The 21,099-nt window shown below is 35.4% G+C and carries 16 protein-coding genes and 1 pseudogene; 8 read left to right on the top strand and 9 right to left on the bottom strand.

Features of this window, described 5'->3' with window-relative positions; translation table 11 throughout:
• Positions 1–585: 585 nt before the first annotated feature.
• The 3 genes from ACFILA_RS02445 to ACFILA_RS02435 all read left to right on the top strand — a co-directional run bounded on the left by ACFILA_RS02445 (position 586) and on the right by ACFILA_RS02435 (position 3,095).
• Complete coding sequence (locus tag ACFILA_RS02445) at positions 586–924, top strand: P-II family nitrogen regulator (protein WP_015856528.1); 339 nt, start codon at positions 586–588, stop codon at positions 922–924.
• Between the two features lie 59 nt (positions 925–983).
• The gene (gene glnA, locus ACFILA_RS02440) at positions 984–2,393 is read left to right on the top strand and encodes a type I glutamate--ammonia ligase (protein WP_273791493.1); all 1,410 of its coding nucleotides are present in this window, start codon (positions 984–986) and stop codon (positions 2,391–2,393) included.
• 156 nt (positions 2,394–2,549) lie between these two features.
• Positions 2,550–3,095, top strand: a complete 546-nt coding sequence (locus ACFILA_RS02435) for a hypothetical protein (protein WP_375621407.1) — start codon at positions 2,550–2,552, stop codon at positions 3,093–3,095.
• Positions 3,096–3,129: 34 nt separating this feature from the next.
• Here ACFILA_RS02435 and ACFILA_RS02430 read toward each other — a convergent pair whose 3' ends face one another.
• Positions 3,130–3,912 carry an ATP12 family chaperone protein gene (locus ACFILA_RS02430; protein ID WP_273791495.1) on the bottom strand — a complete coding sequence of 261 codons (783 nt, stop codon included), beginning with the start codon at positions 3,910–3,912 and terminating at the stop codon, positions 3,130–3,132.
• A 743-nt stretch (positions 3,913–4,655) separates the two neighbouring features.
• On the opposite strand from ACFILA_RS02430, the gene ACFILA_RS02425 reads away from it, so the two are divergent.
• From ACFILA_RS02425 to ACFILA_RS02405, 5 genes are all read left to right on the top strand, one after another.
• Positions 4,656–5,030, top strand: a complete 375-nt coding sequence (locus ACFILA_RS02425; RefSeq protein ID WP_375660584.1) for a hypothetical protein — start codon at positions 4,656–4,658, stop codon at positions 5,028–5,030.
• Positions 5,031–5,101: 71 nt separating this feature from the next.
• Positions 5,102–5,659, top strand: coding sequence for a hypothetical protein (locus ACFILA_RS02420; RefSeq protein WP_375660583.1), 558 nt, complete (start codon positions 5,102–5,104; stop codon positions 5,657–5,659).
• 31 nt (positions 5,660–5,690) lie between these two features.
• Positions 5,691–6,308 carry a DUF6421 family protein gene (locus ACFILA_RS02415; protein WP_375660582.1) on the top strand — a complete coding sequence of 206 codons (618 nt, stop codon included), beginning with the start codon at positions 5,691–5,693 and terminating at the stop codon, positions 6,306–6,308.
• A complete protein-coding gene (locus ACFILA_RS02410) occupies positions 6,305–7,252 on the top strand; it encodes a DMT family transporter (protein WP_375657868.1) in 948 nt (315 codons plus the stop codon). The genes ACFILA_RS02415 and ACFILA_RS02410 overlap by 4 nt, the downstream gene beginning before the upstream one ends.
• A complete protein-coding gene (locus ACFILA_RS02405) occupies positions 7,249–8,514 on the top strand; it encodes an acetyl-CoA carboxylase biotin carboxylase subunit family protein (protein ID WP_375660581.1) in 1,266 nt (421 codons plus the stop codon). Before ACFILA_RS02410 ends, ACFILA_RS02405 begins: the two co-directional genes overlap by 4 nt.
• A gap of 972 nt (positions 8,515–9,486) precedes the next feature.
• On the opposite strand, the gene ACFILA_RS02400 is transcribed toward ACFILA_RS02405, so the two are convergent.
• The 8 genes and pseudogenes from ACFILA_RS02400 to hutH form a co-directional block, all read right to left on the bottom strand.
• On the bottom strand, positions 9,487–12,240 hold the full coding sequence (locus ACFILA_RS02400; RefSeq protein WP_375660580.1) for an autotransporter outer membrane beta-barrel domain-containing protein: 2,754 nt from the start codon (positions 12,238–12,240) through the stop codon (positions 9,487–9,489).
• 898 nt (positions 12,241–13,138) lie between these two features.
• Positions 13,139–13,588 carry a hypothetical protein gene (locus tag ACFILA_RS02395; RefSeq protein ID WP_375660579.1) on the bottom strand — a complete coding sequence of 150 codons (450 nt, stop codon included), beginning with the start codon at positions 13,586–13,588 and terminating at the stop codon, positions 13,139–13,141.
• A 162-nt stretch (positions 13,589–13,750) separates the two neighbouring features.
• Positions 13,751–14,152 (bottom strand): hypothetical protein, encoded by a 402-nt coding sequence (locus tag ACFILA_RS02390; protein ID WP_375660578.1) that lies wholly within the window; start codon positions 14,150–14,152, stop codon positions 13,751–13,753.
• A gap of 361 nt (positions 14,153–14,513) precedes the next feature.
• Positions 14,514–14,888 carry a hypothetical protein gene (locus ACFILA_RS02385; RefSeq protein ID WP_375660577.1) on the bottom strand — a complete coding sequence of 125 codons (375 nt, stop codon included), beginning with the start codon at positions 14,886–14,888 and terminating at the stop codon, positions 14,514–14,516.
• 253 nt (positions 14,889–15,141) lie between these two features.
• Positions 15,142–15,432: pseudogene (locus ACFILA_RS02380) on the bottom strand (hypothetical protein); the annotation flags it as partial.
• Positions 15,433–16,173: 741 nt separating this feature from the next.
• Complete coding sequence (locus ACFILA_RS02375; RefSeq protein WP_375660576.1) at positions 16,174–17,550, bottom strand: amino acid permease; 1,377 nt, start codon at positions 17,548–17,550, stop codon at positions 16,174–16,176.
• A 448-nt stretch (positions 17,551–17,998) separates the two neighbouring features.
• A complete protein-coding gene (locus ACFILA_RS02370; protein ID WP_375660575.1) occupies positions 17,999–18,358 on the bottom strand; it encodes a hypothetical protein in 360 nt (119 codons plus the stop codon).
• A 415-nt stretch (positions 18,359–18,773) separates the two neighbouring features.
• The gene (gene hutH / locus ACFILA_RS02365; RefSeq protein ID WP_273791578.1) at positions 18,774–20,312 is read right to left on the bottom strand and encodes a histidine ammonia-lyase; all 1,539 of its coding nucleotides are present in this window, start codon (positions 20,310–20,312) and stop codon (positions 18,774–18,776) included.
• Positions 20,313–21,099: the final 787 nt, after the last annotated feature.

The following is a 21,099-nucleotide window of genomic DNA, read 5'->3' as shown; positions in this document are numbered from 1 at the left end:
TCACAACAGCAGCTATGAATGCTATAATGATAAACTCATTTATTGTACACCACCATTTTTACGTTTATGAAGAAGCATAATCAGCAACATCACACTCTTTTCCAATATTTATCTCCCCTACTCCCTAATATTGTAAAGCCTTTAGTGATAGAAAGCTTTCATAAAAAACATTTTATTTCTTTTTTCAAATGTTGTTACCCACACACTCGTACTATTTATGATATATAAAGGTATTGTTTTGATTGATTGACGACAAAAAGATCTAAAATGAGAAAATCCTACGCTATTAGAGTTTCTCATTTAATGTGGAAAATGTCTAATTATCCTTATAAGTAAATGTGTTATCTAAAAAAAAAGAAACAAAACTCTTTTATTGTATAATTTGAATTCTTGTAAAAGAATTGTAAGGTTTTTTCCCAAAAAACAGTATTTGGCTGTATTCTACAAAAGAAACTCTCCTAACAGAGCTTAGAGTGTCATTATTTGCGACTTTTTGTGCACAAAGTATCTGTTGGACATCTTACAGTTGTCAATATAATGTGATGCAGTCTAAAAAGACAAAATAACGTTGGAGATAATTTCAGCATGAAAAAAATTGAAGCCATTATAAAACCTTTCAAACTTGATGAAGTGAAAGAAGCGCTTCAAAAAATTGGGTTACATGGTATTACAGTAACAGAAGCGAAAGGTTTTGGTCGTCAAAGGGAACATACAGAACTTTATCGTGGTACGAAATATGTTGTTGACTTTCTACCTAAAGTAAAGATTGAAATTGTTGTGTCCGATGAAAAACTGGAACAAACTGTTGATGCAATACGTAAAGCAGCTCAAACCAAACATATAGGAGATGGAAAAATATTTGTCTTTTCCATTGATGATGCAATTCGTATAGGCACGGACGAAACCGGTATCGATGCCCTTTAATAAATAACGAGAAAATTCACTTTTTTATCCACCTCAACGCCACATTAAGGAAATTGAATATGACAACCGCATCAGATATTATCAAACAGATTACAGACAACGAAATCCGTTTTGTTGATTTACGTTTTACTGATCCACGAGGAAAATTGCATCACATTACAATGGATATCGCAGAGATCAGCGAAGATACTTTTAGTGATGGTGTCATGTTTGATGGTTCTTCAATTGCTGGTTGGAAAACAATTAATGAATCTGACATGGTTTTAATGCCAGATCCAGAAACAGCACACATTGATCCTTTTTTTGCTCAATCTACTTTGGTCATATTTTGTGATGTACTTGATCCTGTCTCTGGTGAATTTTATCGTAGAGATCCTCGTTCTATCGCCAAAAGGGCTGAGGTTTATATGAAATCTTTAGGCATTGGAGATACAATCAATGTAGGTCCAGAAGCAGAGTTTTTTATCTTTGATGATGTGCGCTATAAAACGGACCCTTACAACACAGGGTTTAAACTCGATTCAAGTGAACTTCCCTCCAATGATGATACGGAATATGAAACAGGAAATCTAGGGCATCGCCCACGAATAAAGGGAGGCTACCTTCCTGTTCCGCCAATTGATTCCTGCCAAGATATGCGTTCTGAAATGCTCACAGCACTCAAGGATATGGGCGTACAGGTCGAAAAACACCATCACGAAGTAGCAGCAGGCCAACATGAATTGGGTATTCGTTTTGATACACTTGTTCGCGAGGCTGACAAGATGCAAATTTTTAAATATGTTGTACATCAAATAGCAAATAGTTATGGGAAAACAGCAACCTTCATGCCAAAACCAGTTTTTGGTGATAACGGCTCTGGAATGCATGTCCACATTTCCATTTGGAAAGATGGCAAACCCATTTTTGCAGGAAATGAATATGCCGGACTATCAGAAACCTGTCTGTTTTTTATCGGTGGTGTTATTAAGCACGCAAAAGCAATAAATGCTTTTACCAACCCATCCACAAACTCCTATAAACGTTTGGTTCCTGGTTATGAAGCTCCTGTTCTTCTTGCCTATTCAGCACGTAATCGTTCTGCATCTTGCCGTATTCCTATGAGCTCCTCACCAAATTCAAAACGCGTAGAAGTGCGTTTTCCAGACCCAACAGCAAATCCCTATTTGGCATTTGCAGCCCTTTTAATGGCTGGTCTTGATGGCATCAAAAACAAAATTCATCCCGGACATGCTATGGATAAAGATCTTTATGATCTTCCCTTAAAGGAACTTAAAGAAATCCCTACTGTTTCAGGAAGCCTGCGTGAAGCGCTTGAAGCACTTGACAAAGATCGTGGCTTTCTTAAAGCTGGCGACGTTTTTGATGATGATCAGATTAATTCCTTCATTCAAGTAAAGATGCAAGAAGTCTTGCGTTACGAAACAACACCCCATCCTGTTGAATTTGATATGTACTATTCTGTTTAAACAATCAATACGCATTCTTTTGATTTTTAAAATGGAGGCAAAAGCCTCCATTTTTGTGGATATTCTTCTCATGCAAAAGCGCAAGAGGCTTTTTGCTCGTCCGCTTTTCCTTTATAATGTGTTGAATCTCTTCAAATGAATTAACAAAGGTTTCTAATGCCGCGAATTTGTTTTCTCGTTCCCGTTCTTTTATGCATTGTCTTTATCACATCAACAACTAAAGCACATACAATAACCAACCAAAAACTTACAACTCTTGAGAAAGCAACATCTGCTTATAGTAAAGCACTTAAAAATGCCGATGCAAATGCCATCTTAAATGCTATTCCTCCCCAAGTCATCAACCGCTTAACCGCCAAAAAAAATCTTAATCAATCACAATTTCTACAAATCATGAAAAGCCAAATAGAACGGTTGGCAGAAAGTTACAAGATTGAAACGATCAACATTGATCAAAAACAAAAACGTGAAGGTACCCTTGATAATGGTACCCCTTATTTTGTTATACCCGTGGAGCTTGTAACCACAACAAATGCTGGAAAAAAATGCTCTATTCAAACTGAAATTATTGCCCTACTTCACGATAACCAATGGTATTTTATCCGTGGTAATGACGAAGCGCTCTTAACCATAACCAATGAACTATTTCCTGGACTTGATAAAGTAAAAACCAATCCTCAAAAAGTCACAAAAATACTCTGAGCCAAAAGAATGCACGTAAATAAAAGATTTTCCCCTATAAACAAGTTGTAACAATTGTAGCAGCAGCCTTAAATTCAACTTTTTTATGAGCACGACGTACCATTGTTTCTTTATCTATTCCCCATTGTTCCATCATCCAATCTTCATCTAAATGGGCAATAGACCAAGCATGATCAGCATCAATGTTTCCCGCAGCAACAGCAAGAGCAATGAGAGCAGATCCCGTTAAGGTTGTCATCATATGAAGTGCAGCAAGCATATAAGCAGACTCAACGCTACGTAAATAATGACTCACAGCTTGAAGTGCTTCTGGTGATTGTTCCACATGCATCAGCCCTTCTGTCAAATAAAACCTTGCACCCAGTTTTTTTTCTGCCCAATCTAATAAAGGATCCCATTGCTCAGATTGTTTTTGCACCAACTCTTTAGGTGTCTGTGCACGATAAAAGATCATATCACATGCAACGAAACGCAATAAATCTTCAAAAACCACCTGCATATCATCAGCGATACCATCAATAACAGTATTAACCAAACGCGTCATCGGCATTTTTGCAGGATCAACAACGTGCTTTTGGTTCTCAAATTCCTGAGCAACATATTCAGCAAACACTTCTGTTGGCACATGAAAATGACGCCTTGCGGGCGTTTTTACGGGACGTTCATCCAACAAAATCGTAAAGCCGACCTCCTCACAAGCGATCTTCACTTGCTTATAAAACCGTTTTGGGTGTGATTGGCATGAAAGATTTTGAATCTTTTGAACAGAACTCTTCTTATTCAATGGTATATCAAAACGATCCAAAATCTCACGCATATTGTTTACCTCTGATCTTTTCAAAAAAACGACTGTTTTTTTAGGTTCTGTAGCTTCAATAAGGTTTAATCTGACCTTCTTAACGATTCCAAAGAAGAAAAAAGACCTTACCACCCCCCACTCTAATTTAAGAGTTATATTTCATGTTTCTTTTACAAACAAGACAATGATGATTGCCTTTTATATATTCAATACAATCATAATAGTAAAACAATTTTTTAAAGTATGATCTTAATTAAGAAATTAAATATATTGAGTTTTATAGCAAAGATGTTCACGCCTTACCAATTTGCTTATTATTCATCTACAATAGTATTATCAATATGAATAGATTCAAAAACGCTGCTCATCCAAAAAATGATAGAGCAGTACGGTTTACGTGTCATTCACCTTCGCTTAACCATTCCAATAATTCTCTAACATATCCAATAAATACCCTGCATAGAATTTTTCCTGCTCAATCACTCCCCTAAACGACGATGTTTTACGGCATGATAGAATAATGACAAGACAAAATTATATCGTAAATTTTCTTTCACATATACATGATTTTATAAAGCACTAAATTACTTAACGCATTGTTCTTTATATACTCTATCATATTACACTAATTTGAATTTAGTCGCATAATTAAAAGAATAGAGATCATGTAATCTGAAAATAATGCCTTTACACTTGTCCCTGCAGATACTAACTGTGCAACTACAGAATAATGGTGGCTTAACAATCACAATAAAAATATTTTGTCCACTGACTCGAGATCCCGTATTATCTTATACGCAACTCTTGAAGAAGCATTTAATGAACTTGCTCAAAAAAAAGATAGGTATCTTCTAAGCCGTGCTGCTTACCCTGATTTACATACACTCATATTTACCCGTTTAGGTGATATGCAATTATTTGACAGCTTTATCATGCCTACTCACTCTATGGTTTTAGCTAAACGCAATAACGCTGATGAAATTAAAACCGTAGCGACTCATCCTGCCCCACAATCTCTGGTAGCTCATCAATATGACAAAGTATTTGCCAACAGCAATGCTGATGCAGCCGTTCTTTGTAAGGCTGAAAAAGCAAGATTCTTGTATCACAACATCGGTTGCGGCAAATCGCTATAGGCTGAATATTGTCGAAAATTTTGGACAAGTGCCAATGGCCTTTTTGCTCCACTCACTAAAGTCAACTAATCATGAAAAAATCTGAAGCGCTTCTTTCCATTGTTAACTTGGTTGACAAATTCCGTATGCGCCAAGAACGAGATGGGAGCATTAAAGAACCAACTTCAGCAGATAATAATATGATCAATGAATTGATCACTCTGCTGAACCACCATGCCAATATTCTTGACGGATTATCTCCAAAACTTTTAGCGACCATTTCTGATGATCTTCATCAGTGGATAATCAGCGGTTTAACGACCCCTCCTAAATTTGATAACACTTTGGCTGCTTTCAAAGCCCCATTACCAGATGCTCCCTTGTTTTTCTTGGCTCCAATGCGTGCAACAAATGGACCTGATCCAGAAGGATTCCGGCTGGAATTAGTTACAGGATATCGTCATGAAACGGCCTATCTTGCTGACGCCTCAAAATATACAAATAATTATGTATCACCTTTTCAATGTATAAAAATGGGAATAGCATCAAGAGGTTTTTTAGAAGGCAATTGCATTGTTCTATTCTCAGAATCTGTAGCGGCTGCTCAAAAAATTGATAAGCAAGCATTTGCTTTGTTTTTTTTTCAGTAAATTCTTTGATATTTACAACAAGCAAACAATTGTGGAAGCTGAACGTTTACTCGGTCGAGATAGTAAATTCCTGTTCGGTCAATTGCATAGTCGTAACTTATCTAAAGAAGACATTTACGATGCTCGCTGTTTGTGGGGCTATTATCATGACTATGCACATCATACCGGACCGCGGCCATTGGATAAAAATCTGTATATAAAATTAAATTGGTTTACAGGTCTTCTAGAAGAAACTAAAGTTGATTTAATTATAGTGCGTATTATGCTACAAAATCATCCAAAATTTTGGAAAGAAATAACTGAATTTATCCTATTAGAACGCATATTTCGTTATCCAAAAGATTCTGATCAGCATATGACATTCGATGCTGGTACAGGGATCTTGCTTTTTGAAATATTGATGCGGAACAAAGCATTGATTGAAACAAATCAAGGTTATCTTCAATTTGATTTGGAGCGTCTTGAAAAAGTAATAATATTGATGATAGCAGATATAGAAGCACTTGAAGCATTAGATGATGACGCTTATTTGGCAGGAGATAAAGATTATATCCAAAATAATCTTGGAAAACCACAGACCTCAAAGTCACGATTTAATTTTTCAACATCATCTTATGCACAGCGAGTGATTAGAGGATTAAATCATTGAGTTTTATAAAAGGACGATTATTATTATTTACTTTTGCCATTCTAGCATTGTTTTCCATAAGTTGGTTATTATCTAAGAATTTGGTTAGCAATATACCCGTCATGCATGCGGTTGGACTTAGGTTGTTTGCCACCGCTGCCACCTTATGGCTGATTGCAATATTTCGTGAGAAAGCTGTTTTCAGATCCCTACCATTGCTTTCCATGATACCTTCTTTTTTAATTCTCTCAGTGTTAGGATTTTCGCTGTATTTTGTATGCAGTTTTGGTGCATTAAAATCACTCAAAGCCAGTGATTTAACCATGGTGCTCGCTACTATTCCAGGAATTACTTATATATTAGGTGCATTGACAAATGTCCTTAAATTCTCATGGCTGAAGCTTAGTGGAGTGATAATTGTCAGTGTAGCAGCTGTAGTATTCAATATAAATAGTGGAGAAGGTGGATATTATAACCTGATAGGAGTAGTGCTTGCCTTAACAGCAGCACTTTCTTATTCTGCTTATGGCTTATTGTCTAAACGTTATCTTAAAAATCTACCTTTGCTCACCTCATTGGCTTGGATCACGACAATTTCTGCAGCATCATTTATGCCATTATTTATTTTTGATCCCACTCCACTCTTCTATCTTAAGTTAGAAGATATATTGAAAATATTGATTTTAGGAACTGTTTGTTCGGCACCAGTTTACGTATTATATCAAAAAGTTTTAGCCGAAGGAGGCGTATTATACGCCAACACTATCGGCGTATTATCCCCTTTTGCAGTGATTGCATGTGAATGGATAATCGGCTCGAGCCCTTCTCTCAATATGATCAAAATAATTGCTATGATTGTAGTTGTTATAGGGATGACACTCTTATTTATAGATGCATCAAAGGTATCTACATGGCAACATAAACGCCATTCTCAAAACTCCAAATTTAATGAGGAAACAAAATGAAAAAACTCGCGTTAATTTGCCAGCGCAATGCAAAATTACCATTTATATTTGAAGCAGCACAAGCAGCTAATATCGAATTAGTAATGATCTATGATACCGCTGAAAGCGTTCCCTCTCAACACCCTGCAGCAGTAACTTCAACTTGGCAACTTCCTGTTTTTGATAACCCAGAGGCAGCTCTAGACACTTTTGCAACGGGAGCAAAAGAACGCAATATTTCTGGGGTTATGACCCTTCGCGAAGAAGCCATCCTATGGACAGCTTTGGCTGCAAAAAAAATCAATACTCCAAGTATTGAACCAGAAGTAGCAGCATTAACCAGAAATAAATATCTCATGCGTCAAGCTTTCGCTAAAGCAGGCTTAAGAACACCAGGATTCTTTTATATAGATCATCCAGAAGACCTATCACAAACACAAGCCTTGGATTATCCACTCGTTATTAAACCCGTCTCTGGATGGGCAAGTACAGGCGTAATGTTAGCTAAAAATTCCGCCGAACTTCCTGATCTCATTAAAGCCGTATGGAATGTTCAGCATAAAGACATGGCACGTTTTAATGATAAAAGTAAACCTGTAGGTTTAGTCGTAGAACAGTATTTGCCAGGAAAAGAGTTTGTCGTAGAATGCTTTGTTGATACAGCAGGTGTACACGTTCTGGCCGTTGGAGACAAGGGACAGCCTGAGGGACCATGGTTTGAAGAAACAATTTATCGTCAACGCTGTGATATAGATGATCCTTTAATTATTGCTTTATGTGAGGCTGCATGCTCTGGAGTTAAAGCTCTTGGTATAAATATAGGTGCTGCCCATGTAGAGCTACGCCTAGATGCTCATAATTTACCTTATATCATTGAGATTGGCGCTCGTATAGGTGGATCGGGTGTCTCCCATTTTATTGTTGAGCAAGGTACAGGGATTTCATTTGCAAAACTATGTATGAATGCCGCTTTAGCTGAACAAACCCCAGACCTTCCCGATATACTCCCAGCTGAAAAAGTGGCGGCAAATTATATTATTCCTCTTCGTGGTCATGGACGGTTTTCTGGATTTTTAGGTCTAGATAAGGTTGCACAGCATCCTCAAACCGCCAGAACTATCATTTTCTTTGAAACCAATCATCTTGCACCACCTCCACCAGCATTTGGTGGATATCCTGGTTTTATTTTCTCTGTTCATAACTCAAACGAAGAAGCACGCAATTACCACAAATGGCTCGATGACACCTTAAGCATCATATGGAAACACCATGTTTATCAATAGTCCGATAAAGATATTTTTACTGCCCCTGAACTTTAATATAAATCTTATCGATACAAACGAACTCACAATGCGAATGCGATTGCCTAAAACTTTGCAAACATCTTCCATTAAAGGTACATATTTCAAAAAACAGGAATTGAGGAAGATATAATCTACTTTTACACCCCATTTTAATAAAAGCTCTTCAATGTTTCTATATTTGAAACAATAATAAAAACTTCTAAACGACTTTTTTGATACGATCAACCTCTTCTCCCCACGTCTTAAAAGAAGAAAAAAAGATCTTACCTCCCCCACTTTGATTTAAAACTTATATTTCATATCTATTTAACAAAGAAGACATGATCTTGTTCATATATTCAATACAGCCATTAGAATAATTTTTTTAAAGGATTTATCTTTATTAAGAACTGAAGATATTGAATTTGATGTTAAAAGTGTTCAAGCTTTACCACTTTTCTCATTATCCACCGACAATAATGCGATCGATACGAACAGCTTCAAAAACGCTTTTTGCAAAATTTTAAAGCATAAAAATACGCATCATCCACGAAACGATCGAGCTGTATATTGTACATATCTCCTCCTTTGCTTAACAGCAAAAGCTTTTAATCAACAGTCAATATCTCCCTGCCTTTCATGATTGATATCAGCGACCTCAAACGCCAGTACTTTACAGCATGATCGGATAATAAGGCTACTATTTTAAAAAGCTGATGACAAACACATCCCCAATATTTATAGTCAAAATAACACAAATAGATTCACAGTCCCATTATCAATTTTTTTGAAGCACTTAAGCTCCCCTATCAACCAGATAAAAAAATAAATCAACGTGATCCTTCCATACTTATTAAAACACATGATAGCATTATTAAAAGAAGCAATTAAAATTCTGCACCATCAATGGTTTAAATCCCGACAATAAAATAAAACTTTAAAAATTACATTTATTATTTTTAAAAAGATTTATTAAAAATGATAGCGCAAACCACCAGAGAAATGAACTCCAGAAAAACCAGCCTTGGTTAACCTATGCTGATAGCTAAGATCACTGTGAAGTGTAACTTTAGAAGAAAACTGCGCATTGATACCCAAACCTGTTTCTAAGGAAGACCCGAAAGAACCCAACTGGAAAACATCTTTAAAATGAACAAATTGTTCTTTATCAAAACAATGAGCAAGATGAATAGTGCTATAAAAAGAAATGATACGATCCTTTTCAGAGGCTGTAAATGTTTTACTTAAACGCCCACCAACACGCATAAACCATTGATCTATTTTTTTCATCTCAACATCAAATCCGTCAATATCAAGAAACTTATCAAATTGAAGATGTTGATAAATAAGCTGAAATTGCGGATCAAAAATAAGACCTTCACGTCCTATCATAGACACTTTACCAGCAGAAAAAGAAACGTTGAGAGGTTTTGCTTTTAATGTCGCCGTCTTACCCCAAACACGGCTATGCACATCCCCTTTAAACAAGCCATAAGATAAAAGACCGTCTACGTAAAAATCAGTGTAATGTTTCACACTAGCATATGCCGTAAATGACCATTTATTAAATGTACTCTTTTGACTTTGTTCCACATTATGAGGTTGTAAGGAAAGTTTTCCATAGGTTCCCATAATCCCAAAAGATGTCGTATTATGTGCACTCTCTACCGTTTTAAGCAAAAGATCTGTTTCTATAGCGTTATAATCAACATGTCCATCGTACCCATATTTAAGTGTAGAAAGATCTGAGACATAACGATAACGTCCACCATAACTCTGAACAGATAAAGCAAAATTCCCTTCAACTTTTAATAATTTACGAGGCATAGACCGCCTAACTTGCAACTGCTTTTGTTGATGACTAATATCCATGAGCCCAACATGAAACAAAGCATTTGGTACCAGAAGGTAAGTGGGAACCTGTGGAACAACCTCCCTGATCTTTAACTCAGAAGGGGGAATAGCAGACACCTCTAAAGCAGGCTGAATATATTTACTTTCAAGGCGGAAATCCCAAAAATCTCCATCTCCTTCAACCAATCTTTGAGAAGTTTGTGCATTTCCAAGAGCAGAAGCTGGACCATAAGCATGAAGATAATATTGGTAAGGCAAACCCTCTAATGCGATATAAGCACGATTTAACTGAAAAGAATCCTCTGCCGCTTTTCCAGAAACCTGAATAAGTGAAATACTATGAGCATTTTCACCGGTTGCTATCTCACCCTGATTTCCTGAAACAAATTGCACATAAACTGTCGTTTTTCCAGAAACATCACCATGTATCAAAAGCCGATCAGTTTTTTTATTATCGAGCAAACCATCACTACTGAGATGTGTATTGAGATAAATATCTGCCCTATCTTGCGCACTATAAACTTCTTTTTCTCCCTTCCCAATATAAAGTGTCTGATACTCCTGAAACATTGGAATCTCAAAAGCAATAAAACTATCAGAAACTTTCACAAATGAAATAGACGAACTTGTACGGTTTGCAACTTGCAAATCTATCCCTTTTCTTTTTGTCAAAAACCATTTTGATCCCCCTGTTAAATAAAGTTCAGCAATAGAATCATCGGCAACACGAGTCCCTCCTATCAATGAAGAGGAATCAGCCAAAATCGCTACAGTCCCCCCCTTTTCAGCTGTTAATAATAAATCACCAAAAATTTTTGTACCTTCTGTTACTCCAATATAACTACGACTTTTATTACTATGAATAGCTGTTCCGTCTGGAACCTCAAAAATTGTCCTTTTCAAAAAGACAAGTCCCTGTTCATACGCATCATTTTCCCCATCCCTCTCAAAATACATACCATGTTTGTTACCGATTGCTTTAATTGTTGAATCTTCAATATTAACCCGTGAAATTAAAATATTTCCTTCCCTGCCATTATTGGATGGTGTGTTAGAATCTTGTCCAACTGTTAAAACATGAACATCCGTAGAAATAATATTCGTATTTTTTACATAAACAGAACCATGATGTTTTACATTGAAAACTGTATGTGTAATTTTTTCATTTGTATTTTCTTTGTCTTCTGTTTTTTGATATTTTGAAGCAATGGTAACACCATCTAAAGTCGCACTACCCCCTCTCCCCACATAAAGCGCAGCAGCATCATTCACATCAATAAATCCACTTTTCATCTGAATACTCGCATCAGCCCTAACGAAAAGAGCACTCTCTTGACCGATACCCAAACCTTCCACTTTAATTTCTGTATCCGTTAACGTAACAGATGCTCCTAGATTCTCTGCATAAGCAGCAATCTGAGAAGCCTCAATTGTTCCACGATTAACCTCAATCATTCCACTATCAGCTTTAAGACCTATTGATACATTTTTAAAAGCTGAATCGCTCAAAACAATTTTGCCCCCTTGTGATACCAAAACACCATAAATATCTTCTATACCTGCAGTAGCTTCAACCTCTACACGCATTGCCTGAATAACTGTATTTGGCTCCTGCACTACTATAGCAGCAGGTAACATGAGAGACCGCCCCTCCCCATTCTTTTCTTTAACAGGTGCCGTGAATTTATATACTTTATCACTAATTGTATGCTTTGAACCATCACTGCATTCATAAGGTAATTTGTTTTTGTCACATGACAGTGATGTATATGAATGAGAATGTGCCTCAATATTTATATTTAACAAAAAAGAAAAAATAGCTGCTGTAAAAACGCACGAATACAAGTGATTGTTAGATACCTTGACTATCATTGTTTTTCAAAACTTTCTTTTTTCAACAAAAAAATGCTGGCAAAAAAATAAACCACAAATTAAACATAACAAGAATGAAACAAACAAAATTATTTTATTTTTTATGATAAATTACAGCATTAAATAATATGTTTTGTGTCTTATGTAAAGAAAGAACAAAAAGTTTAAAAATACCATTTAGGATGACAATCCCTTTAAAGAAGGCATCTCAAAAACCGCTGAAAACTGCAATTACAAAGTGCCGAAAAACCAATCTTTTAAAAAACGTGAAAAATGCGAACTTTGAAGAGATCCAATATTCAATTTATCTCACCACCGAAAAATTAAAATACAACAAAATGAGAATAACTTTTAAGATTAAACGATTAAAACGTTTTAATAAAACACAGCACAAATAAGATACAGTATACGCAATCTATAACCGCATTATTCCTTCAACCACAACAAAAAAACAAGAAATTGCACACTAATGTATAAGCTAATCTACATAATTTCTATATTAGAAATGCTAAACATCTAACAAAAAAATTTGAATTAATAAATGTAATATTTTAGATCTTTTGATAAAATCTAAATACAGTAAAACACTCACCATTCTGAAATTAAAAAACACCAAAATAAAATTTCATCAAAATCAGCTCTATGAAAGCTATCTGTTGATTATCGTTAAAGCAGATATTTTAGCAAAGCTATTATTTTCCATTCTTTATATTGAATAAATTTCTCTAAACAACAACTCACTATCCACCGCTATCATCATCTGACAACAACACTATTGCTAATCTCGTAGCTGATGAATATAACTACATTGGAGACAAAAGACCGATATTTCTCTCTTCTCCCGTTTAATATTTTTATTCAATTATTGCTTTAAAAATCAACGTTCTACTATTGGCGATCACTTATGCAAATCTTTTTTTATTTTCTGGCGCTTTTTATCATTTTCAAAACGTAACATCAAATCTCGCTCTTGTTTTGTCGAATTGGTTACACCAAAAGTATCATTGTCCATAACCTGCTGATACCCTGCTACCATTAAATTGACTAAAAATGAATCACTTCGCGGCGCTGATGAAAAATAGATTCCCTTTGAATCTTGTAATTTGTACCGATAACCTGCTTTAGTCATGCACTCATAAACTGCTGCAAAATCACTTGCACGCGAATCCATATTTTCAGAAGAAGCGTAGATTGGTTTCCAACCACATTTTGACAGTGCTTGTTGGACCATGGACTTATTGACACCGGGCTTTTCCCATAATTCTAATGTCGATGGGGGAGGTTTGCTAATACACCCAGCAGTGCTTAATAAAATTATAGCACTCAATAATTTCAATGTTTTTTTCATTCCCCCTCCTTCAATATTTACGATAGAAAGACTGATAAGTCTTCTAATATTTGCTCACACGCAAGATGACTCTTGTTAGCATATAGATATTGAAGAAACAATCCCACCCATCCCATGCAAAAACAAGAATGTAAGGATTTTTGATTACAGCAGTCTCAATACTTAAGGTTGACATTCAGGTTGTTCTTCATGCTCTTTACAATGAGGACTATTCAAACGCCTCTCTACACTTCGCTGAGGAATAACTGCATCAGGCTGACAAATTGGAAGATTTTCATATTTCTCACACCACTTCATTCTTCCCAATTTATCTTGAAAACCTGCTTGGATCATACATGCATTCACAGACTCCTCTGCATTGAATTTTTCATCCATACTTGTTTCTGTATCAAGACGACCATCAAGATGCTGTATTCCACATTCTAACAGGGCTTTTTTTATCTCAAGCTGATCTGCACCGGATTTTTCCCATGCATCTACAGCTGTTCGAGAAGGCTGCTCTGGGTAACATCCTGCCATAACAAATAAGGTTATCCCGCTTAATAATTTTAAAATCTGCTTCATTTTCCTATCCTTGAGTAATTTTGATATTACGAAACAATCTATAAACTATTATACATGCTGTTTTTTATTTCCAAAACAATGATGAACATTAGCAGCCTATATTATTTTATCTTTCCGAAGATTATGCCATAATTATTATAGCAAAAATACGGTAAAATTATTACTAAAACCATATTCTATCAACGATATGCTTATAATTATTATCAATATTTTGATTACAACCAAAATAGATATTTTATATCATTGCGCCAACAGTTGTGGTCCCCATAAATAATTAGCATTGACATGCTGAATTAAGCCATCCCCGCACGAGCGTGAGAAACATGAAGGTAGAAATTGTTATCGTCACAAACAACAAAACTTAAGGTTTGCATTCAGGTGCATTTTTATATTTTTTACAAAACGGGCTGTTCAAGCGCTTCTTGACACTGGGCCTCGGGATCACAGCGCCTGGACGACAAATGGGTAAGTTTTCGGCTCTAAAAGTATAACATGGCCCACCCGCTCTTGCTACTTCTTCATCTTTATAGCGAAAACCTGATTGAAGCATGCAAGCATAAATTGTTGCTTTTGCATTGATGCTCTGCTTTCTATTTTCTGGATCGACATCATAAGGTGTTGGCATGCCACATTCTAACAGGGCTTTTCCTATCTCAGTAAAATCTGCTCCTGGCTTTTCCCACGCACTCAAATACCCTCCAGGAGTTTTATTAAACTGACATCCGGCTATACTCAATAGAGTTATCGCACTTAATAATTTTAAAGTTTATTTCATTTTTTACTCCATAATCTAATTTAAGGCTTTTGTTCTAAATGAGATGTGCCATAAAACTTTTGGCATTTATAACCCACATCTCCAAGACAAGTATAGGAGCTTATGGGATTCATGATCACTCTCCACCATTCTGTCCACCAGTTGCTACCAGCAGGTATTGTCGCGTAGGTATAGCCATTACCGCCAATCCATCGGCTTACAAAGTCATATCTATGCCCATCAAAAAACCTGTTTCATGCGTCTGTGAATGGCTGCTATGATGGTCTGTCATGCCAACAATCGTCATACTTTCTCCCATTACATTGATATCTTGACCGGAAATCAGATGAGAAGCAGAAATCTTGGCTTCTCCTTGTGCGTCTAACACGATGTTGCCCGTCGCCCCAAGGATAGAGGAGACCGTTGTGGTATGCGATTAAGAACTATCGGACGATTTCTCATGCAAAAAGCCACTTGATGACGATTGTTTTTGCTGATCGTAGTGTTCTTGAGCACCTTTTATGGTAGTATTGAATAATTTTGCACCGCAATACAGTTGCGGAGTGCATTTTGTCCGCCTCCACTTGTGATAAAAATTACTCTCGTATCAATATTATAAAAAATAAGTTTGATCCTTGCTATTGTGAGCGCAATAACAATAAGAGTCGTAACACTGTCACACGTTCATTGTTCTCTTTAATTTACTCTTCTATGAGATTTTATTGTGATACCTTGCTGCTCTTTATTAAAGTTTTTGCAAATACAATCATACAATACCTCTAATGACTTTGTTATCCACTATTTTCTACCAACGCCAATCCTCTTTGAGAAAAAATACATAAAGAACTTTATCTTCGATTCTAAAAGCAATAGTATTTTTCTAAACAATAAAATTTAAACAACCAATTTTTTAAAGAGCTTAAAGAACAATTCTTACAATAACTTCTCTTGTGGAACAGAACTTCATTAATACGTTTAGAAAAAGATATCTGCCTATAATCTTGTATCTGGTAAAATCTATTTGCACTATTAGGCATTTTTACCTGAAAGACTTAATATTGATTGCAGGGCTCACCATCAAAAAATGCCTAATATTTATATGATTTGGTCGTTACCGTAAGCAATGGCTCACAAAACTTCCAAAGCAAAATAATAACGAGCAGATTTTTTCAATCTAGATTGTTCTAACCTTTAGAGAATAACAATCAAACACCTGTTTTCCTGATGACATCAGCTATTTGTTTTGAGCTTTATCTCTATTCACATTTTATTGCTGTTTCTTTTGCTTAAAATTATAAAGTTTAAGTGCATAGAAACAAATAATAAGCCAAGCAATCCAACTAAAACCTATAATTAAAACCGGTCGTGTCTCATCAAAATACCATAACAGAATAAAAATAAAAACCATAAATAAAATAGAAAAAATCGATCCTATTGGCCAAAATGGAATGGGAAATTTTAAACCATTCTGTGCTTCTTTAGGCATCTTAATTCGCATAAAAAATTGTGAAAGTAGAATCATCATCCAAACAAAAACTGTCGCAAATGTTGCCATTGCGGCAATAAGAAAAAAAAGCTTTTCATGGTAAAAATAATTAAGGACAGCACCAAGAAGAAAGATACCGAAGATCATCAAAATAACAAAAACTGGTATACCATTTTTTGATAAATATTGAAACTTTTTTAAAGCATAACCTTCCTGCGATAAACCATGGATCATACGACAAGCACCATACATTCCACTATTCATTGCTGAAATAGCCGCTGTAACAACAACAATATTTAAAATATTTGCTGCATACGAAATCCCAAGATTTTCAAAAATAGATACAAAAGGGCTATCCATAAGACCAATCTCATTCCAAGGATAAAGAGACATTAAAATAGCTAACGTCATGACGTAAAAAAGCAAAATACGAACTGGAGTAGAATTAATTGCCTTTGAAATCGTTTGATGAGGGTTTTGAACTTCCATGACTGCCATGCCAATAATTTCTATGCCACCAAAAGCAAAAACAACAACACTAAAGCAAGCTAAAAAACCAAACCAACCATTGGGAAAAAGTCCACCATTTTTCCATAAATTATGAACAGTAACGGTAGAAAAATTTGCACCTTCACCCCACCCAAAAAAAATAATTGCTATTCCTAAAATAATCATCGCAATGATAGCGATAACTTTAATAGAAGATAGCCAAAACTCTAGTTCACCATAGACTTCTACAGCAGCTAAATTAATACCTGTGATGATTAATGTAATACTCAGTGCCCATACCCAAGGAGCAACATCAGGATACCAAAACCCCATATAAGTCGCAAAAGCTGTAATATCAGCCAAACCAACAAGAATCATCTCAAATACGTATGTCCATCCCGTTAAAAAACCTGCTAATGGTGATATGTAATTTGCCGCATAACGAGCAAAAGAACCAGGTAAGGGATTATGAAGTATCATCTCTCCTAGAGCCCGCATAACCATAAAAATAGCTAAACCAGCAATACAATAGGCAATCAAAACACTGGGACCCGCAAGCTTAATTGCCTGTGCAGACCCATAAAAAAGACCTGTTCCAATAGCAGAGCCAAGAGCTAAAAAAATAACTTGGCGCTTACTCATCCCTCTTTTCAGTTTATTTATTGCCATTTCTTTCCTTACTTTTTGAAATGCTGACAATCCACACAACGATAACAGCTTTATGATAAATAAAGCCTCATGTTTCTTTCACAAATATATTTCAAAAAACATCGAAGACCAGCCCGTCAAACACTTTGTTCTAAACAATAAAAAATACTTTTATTGCGAATTACTCAGCTTTTATAGCCTGCAATTTCGTATTATTTTATTTAAATAAAGTGATAATGAATTTTTTTATAATTGTCATTTAATTCATTTCGTATTCTCTAGTTTTTTACAGAGAAAATTAATCTTAATGTAATCTAAACTTTTAGGCTTCTATTTCCGTGCACGGAAATAGAAGCCTAAAACTTCATAACAAACGCATTAACTATGCGTACAATTAATTTTTTGTTACTTTAAGAAAACTCTCTTTGAGCCCACAAAGCAAACTTTTTACGCCAATTGAATAGCTCAATCAATGATAATACGAATCTCGCAAGCCTTCAAAAGTATGAGAAATTGTATTTACAACCCATCTTTTAAGGACTCCAACTGTCTTAAAGATAAACTTTCCAATGGAAAAAAAATATGCGCTAAAAATAGAATCTTTGACTGTTGGCCTAATGATAGTATTCTCCTTATCTTCAGGATTTTGCCCTGAGATAGCAATAAAATCTTTGTTTTTCGCTAAAATCAGAGGCTCCTTCTCTTGGGCCACTATTGTAATGAAAACTTCCTCTGGAAAGCCACCTCTCCTACAATTTGCATGAATCTCAAGAATTTGAGAGAAAAAAATAACTGTTATTGATACACATAATCTAGCACTTTTAAACATTTCTTTCTCCTTTTTTATTTAAAATATCAAAAATGAAATATAAAATTCATAAAGTATTAACAAATAAGAAGAATCTACAATAATTTTTTTATTTTTACTTAATATAATACATATATTATAATTTGTACTTATAAAAATATAATATTACAACATATAATTTGTGAATATTATTTAACTTAGATTAAAATTTCTGATAGAAATCAGAAAGTATAGGTACTTTAAATTTATAGTTTCTATAAAATTATGATGCTAAATCAGATCCCTATAAAATAATAAAATATCTAGTTGACTATAAATAACATATATATACATAATTCATTAAATAATTCAAATATAGTATTGATCTTCTATATTTTCATATGAGAAAGTTTCAAAATTCAATATCCGCCCTTCATCATTGTCCTTAAAACAAATATTATTGAAAACTTAATGAAGGAAAAATTGTTTCTGGTAAAACAGATAATAAGTGCCCTTCACGCACAAGTATATGTGCTTGATGAAGATCTGGAGCCAGATAGCGATCTTCCTTAAGAGAAGCAACATTTTTGCGTAAACATTCCATAACAGATTGCAAAAAAGTACTTGTTTTTAAAGGTGCACGATATTCAATTCCTTGTGCTGCAACAAGCGTTTCAATGCCAATAAGTGTAAAAAGATTTTCGCTCATTACCAATAACCGACGAGCTCCATGACAAGCCATTGAAACATGATCTTCTTGATTGGCTGAAGTTGGGGTTGAATCAACGGAAGCAGGATGGGCCATTTGCTTATTTTCAGACATTAAAGCTGCCGCTGTTACTTCAGCAATCATAAAACCTGAATTAAGACCCGCATTATGCGCTAAAAAAGCTGGAAGTCCATAAGAAACTGCTGGATCAACCATAAGAGCAATACGCCGTTGAGAAATAGATCCTATTTCACATAAAGCAAGAGCAATCTGATCAGCAGCAAACGCTACAGGTTCAGCATGAAAATTCCCACCTGATACAACTTCACCATTCCTTAAAATCAATGGATTATCTGTAACAGCATTTGCTTCAATAATCAGTGTTTTTGCTGCTGCCAGCAAAATATCAAAACATGCCCCCATGACCTGTGGCTGGCAACGTATACAATAAGGATCTTGTACACGCTCATCACCCCGTAAATGTGCTGCACGAATTTCTGAATCCTCTACAAGCTTTTCTAATGTTTTCGATACGGCAATCTGCCCATAATGTCCTCGTAAAATATGAATATCAGGATGAAATGGCGCCGTTGATCCCATGATGGCATCTGTCGTCAAGGCCCCTGCCAACAATCCACCACACAATGCCCGATAACCTCGAAAAAGACCGGCAAGTGCAAGGGCTGTTGATGTTTGAGTCCCATTAATAAGAGCTAGACCTTCCTTTGCCTCTAAAATAATAGGGGACAATCCCGCTTTCTCTAATGCAACAGCTCCACTCATACGAATATTTTGAAAAAATGCTTCCCCTTCTCCCATCATAACAGCCGCCATGTGAGCAAGTGGAGCTAGATCACCTGAAGCACCAACAGACCCTTTTTCAGGGATGACAGGAATGACGCCCTTTGCAAGCATATTTTCCAGCAAATTTACCAATTCTAGACGAACTCCTGAAGCTCCTCTTCCTAAAGAGATAAGCTTTAAGCTCATTATCAAACGCACAATATTTTCAGCTAAAGGTTCTCCTACCCCACAACAATGGGACAAAATAAGATTTCTCTGTAAAACAGTAACATCGTCCGCATCAATTTTAATGGAAGCCAACTTCCCAAAACCAGTATTAATACCGTACACAGGCTCACTTCCAGCAGCAATTTCAGCAATGCGCAGTGCCCCTTTCTCGATAGCTAAATGCGTGTCATTATGAAGTTTACTCACTTCACCATTAAAATAAATAGCCGCAAGTTCACTAAGCGTCACCTCGCTCGGTTTCAGTATAATAGTCATAATTTACTTTCTTTTTTTATCAAAGTATAATGTTTAGCATTATTGATGCTTCTATAAAACAAAAAAACTATAACGACTCTTTAAAGCGAGAATACTTTTTTAAAGGTATTCCTTATAATGGAGTTATTATTCAAAAGTAGAATAGTTGACGATAAATGAAAATGAAATATTGACAAACACAACTAAGGTCATGGATTTCAAAAATAGATAACGCATTAATTTATAATTATAATCTAGCTTGATTCATATTAAATGAGAGAGCGGAATATCTTAAGACTCTCTCATTCCAAATCTGTGTATGTTGAATCAATCAACACCATTCGCTTGCACGTCATAAGCGAAATTGGCGTATAGATAAAACTGTAAAAAAAAGGACTACTCCTCTTATGAGCCGTGTCAAGAGCTGTCGCAACATTGGGAGATGACAAAGTGTGTGATAGTGCAGGCTTATTCTTTTATGACGCGTAAAGATGGAGAACTCAATAGATTTATCATTAAGCTATTCCTACTAAACTTATAAAAATCTTAGACAGATAGCTGTCACAATCTATCATGATTGCAAAAATTAAACTCTATAGAAAATGAAAAAACTTATTCAACACATCACAACAGAGAAGAAATTGAGCTTTTTTGCTACTTCTAAAATTGTATTTAAAGCGCCAGATTTAAACCTAAAAAGCACATCTTCAATAAAACCACACAAGACTCGCCCTAACCCGTTATTTAAAATAAAAATAAAAGAAGTTTTCTTATATCAAAAAATTTAATTAACATATTGTTTTTATAT

The sequence above is a fragment of the Bartonella sp. CL71SXKL genome, from assembly GCF_042194935.1.
Taxonomy (GTDB): Bacteria; Pseudomonadota; Alphaproteobacteria; order Rhizobiales; family Rhizobiaceae; genus Bartonella.
This window is presented reverse-complemented; position numbering and strand designations above follow the sequence as displayed.

Bases quoted from the DNA above. Each gene is read 5' to 3' on its own strand.
- hutH (WP_273791578.1), bottom strand. From the start codon at position 20,312: ATGACTATTATACTGAAACCGAGCGAGGTGACGCTTAGTGAACTTGCG.
- ACFILA_RS02400 (WP_375660580.1), bottom strand. From the start codon at position 12,240: ATGATAGTCAAGGTATCTAACAATCACTTGTATTCGTGCGTTTTTACA.
- ACFILA_RS02420 (WP_375660583.1), top strand. From the start codon at position 5,102: ATGAAAAAATCTGAAGCGCTTCTTTCCATTGTTAACTTGGTTGACAAA.
- ACFILA_RS02390 (WP_375660578.1), bottom strand. From the start codon at position 14,152: ATGAAGCAGATTTTAAAATTATTAAGCGGGATAACCTTATTTGTTATG.
- ACFILA_RS02405 (WP_375660581.1), top strand. From the start codon at position 7,249: ATGAAAAAACTCGCGTTAATTTGCCAGCGCAATGCAAAATTACCATTT.
- ACFILA_RS02435 (WP_375621407.1), top strand. From the start codon at position 2,550: ATGCCGCGAATTTGTTTTCTCGTTCCCGTTCTTTTATGCATTGTCTTT.
- ACFILA_RS02445 (WP_015856528.1), top strand. From the start codon at position 586: ATGAAAAAAATTGAAGCCATTATAAAACCTTTCAAACTTGATGAAGTG.
- ACFILA_RS02370 (WP_375660575.1), bottom strand. From the start codon at position 18,358: ATGTTTAAAAGTGCTAGATTATGTGTATCAATAACAGTTATTTTTTTC.
- ACFILA_RS02395 (WP_375660579.1), bottom strand. From the start codon at position 13,588: ATGAAAAAAACATTGAAATTATTGAGTGCTATAATTTTATTAAGCACT.
- glnA (WP_273791493.1), top strand. From the start codon at position 984: ATGACAACCGCATCAGATATTATCAAACAGATTACAGACAACGAAATC.
- ACFILA_RS02430 (WP_273791495.1), bottom strand. From the start codon at position 3,912: ATGCGTGAGATTTTGGATCGTTTTGATATACCATTGAATAAGAAGAGT.
- ACFILA_RS02375 (WP_375660576.1), bottom strand. From the start codon at position 17,550: ATGGCAATAAATAAACTGAAAAGAGGGATGAGTAAGCGCCAAGTTATT.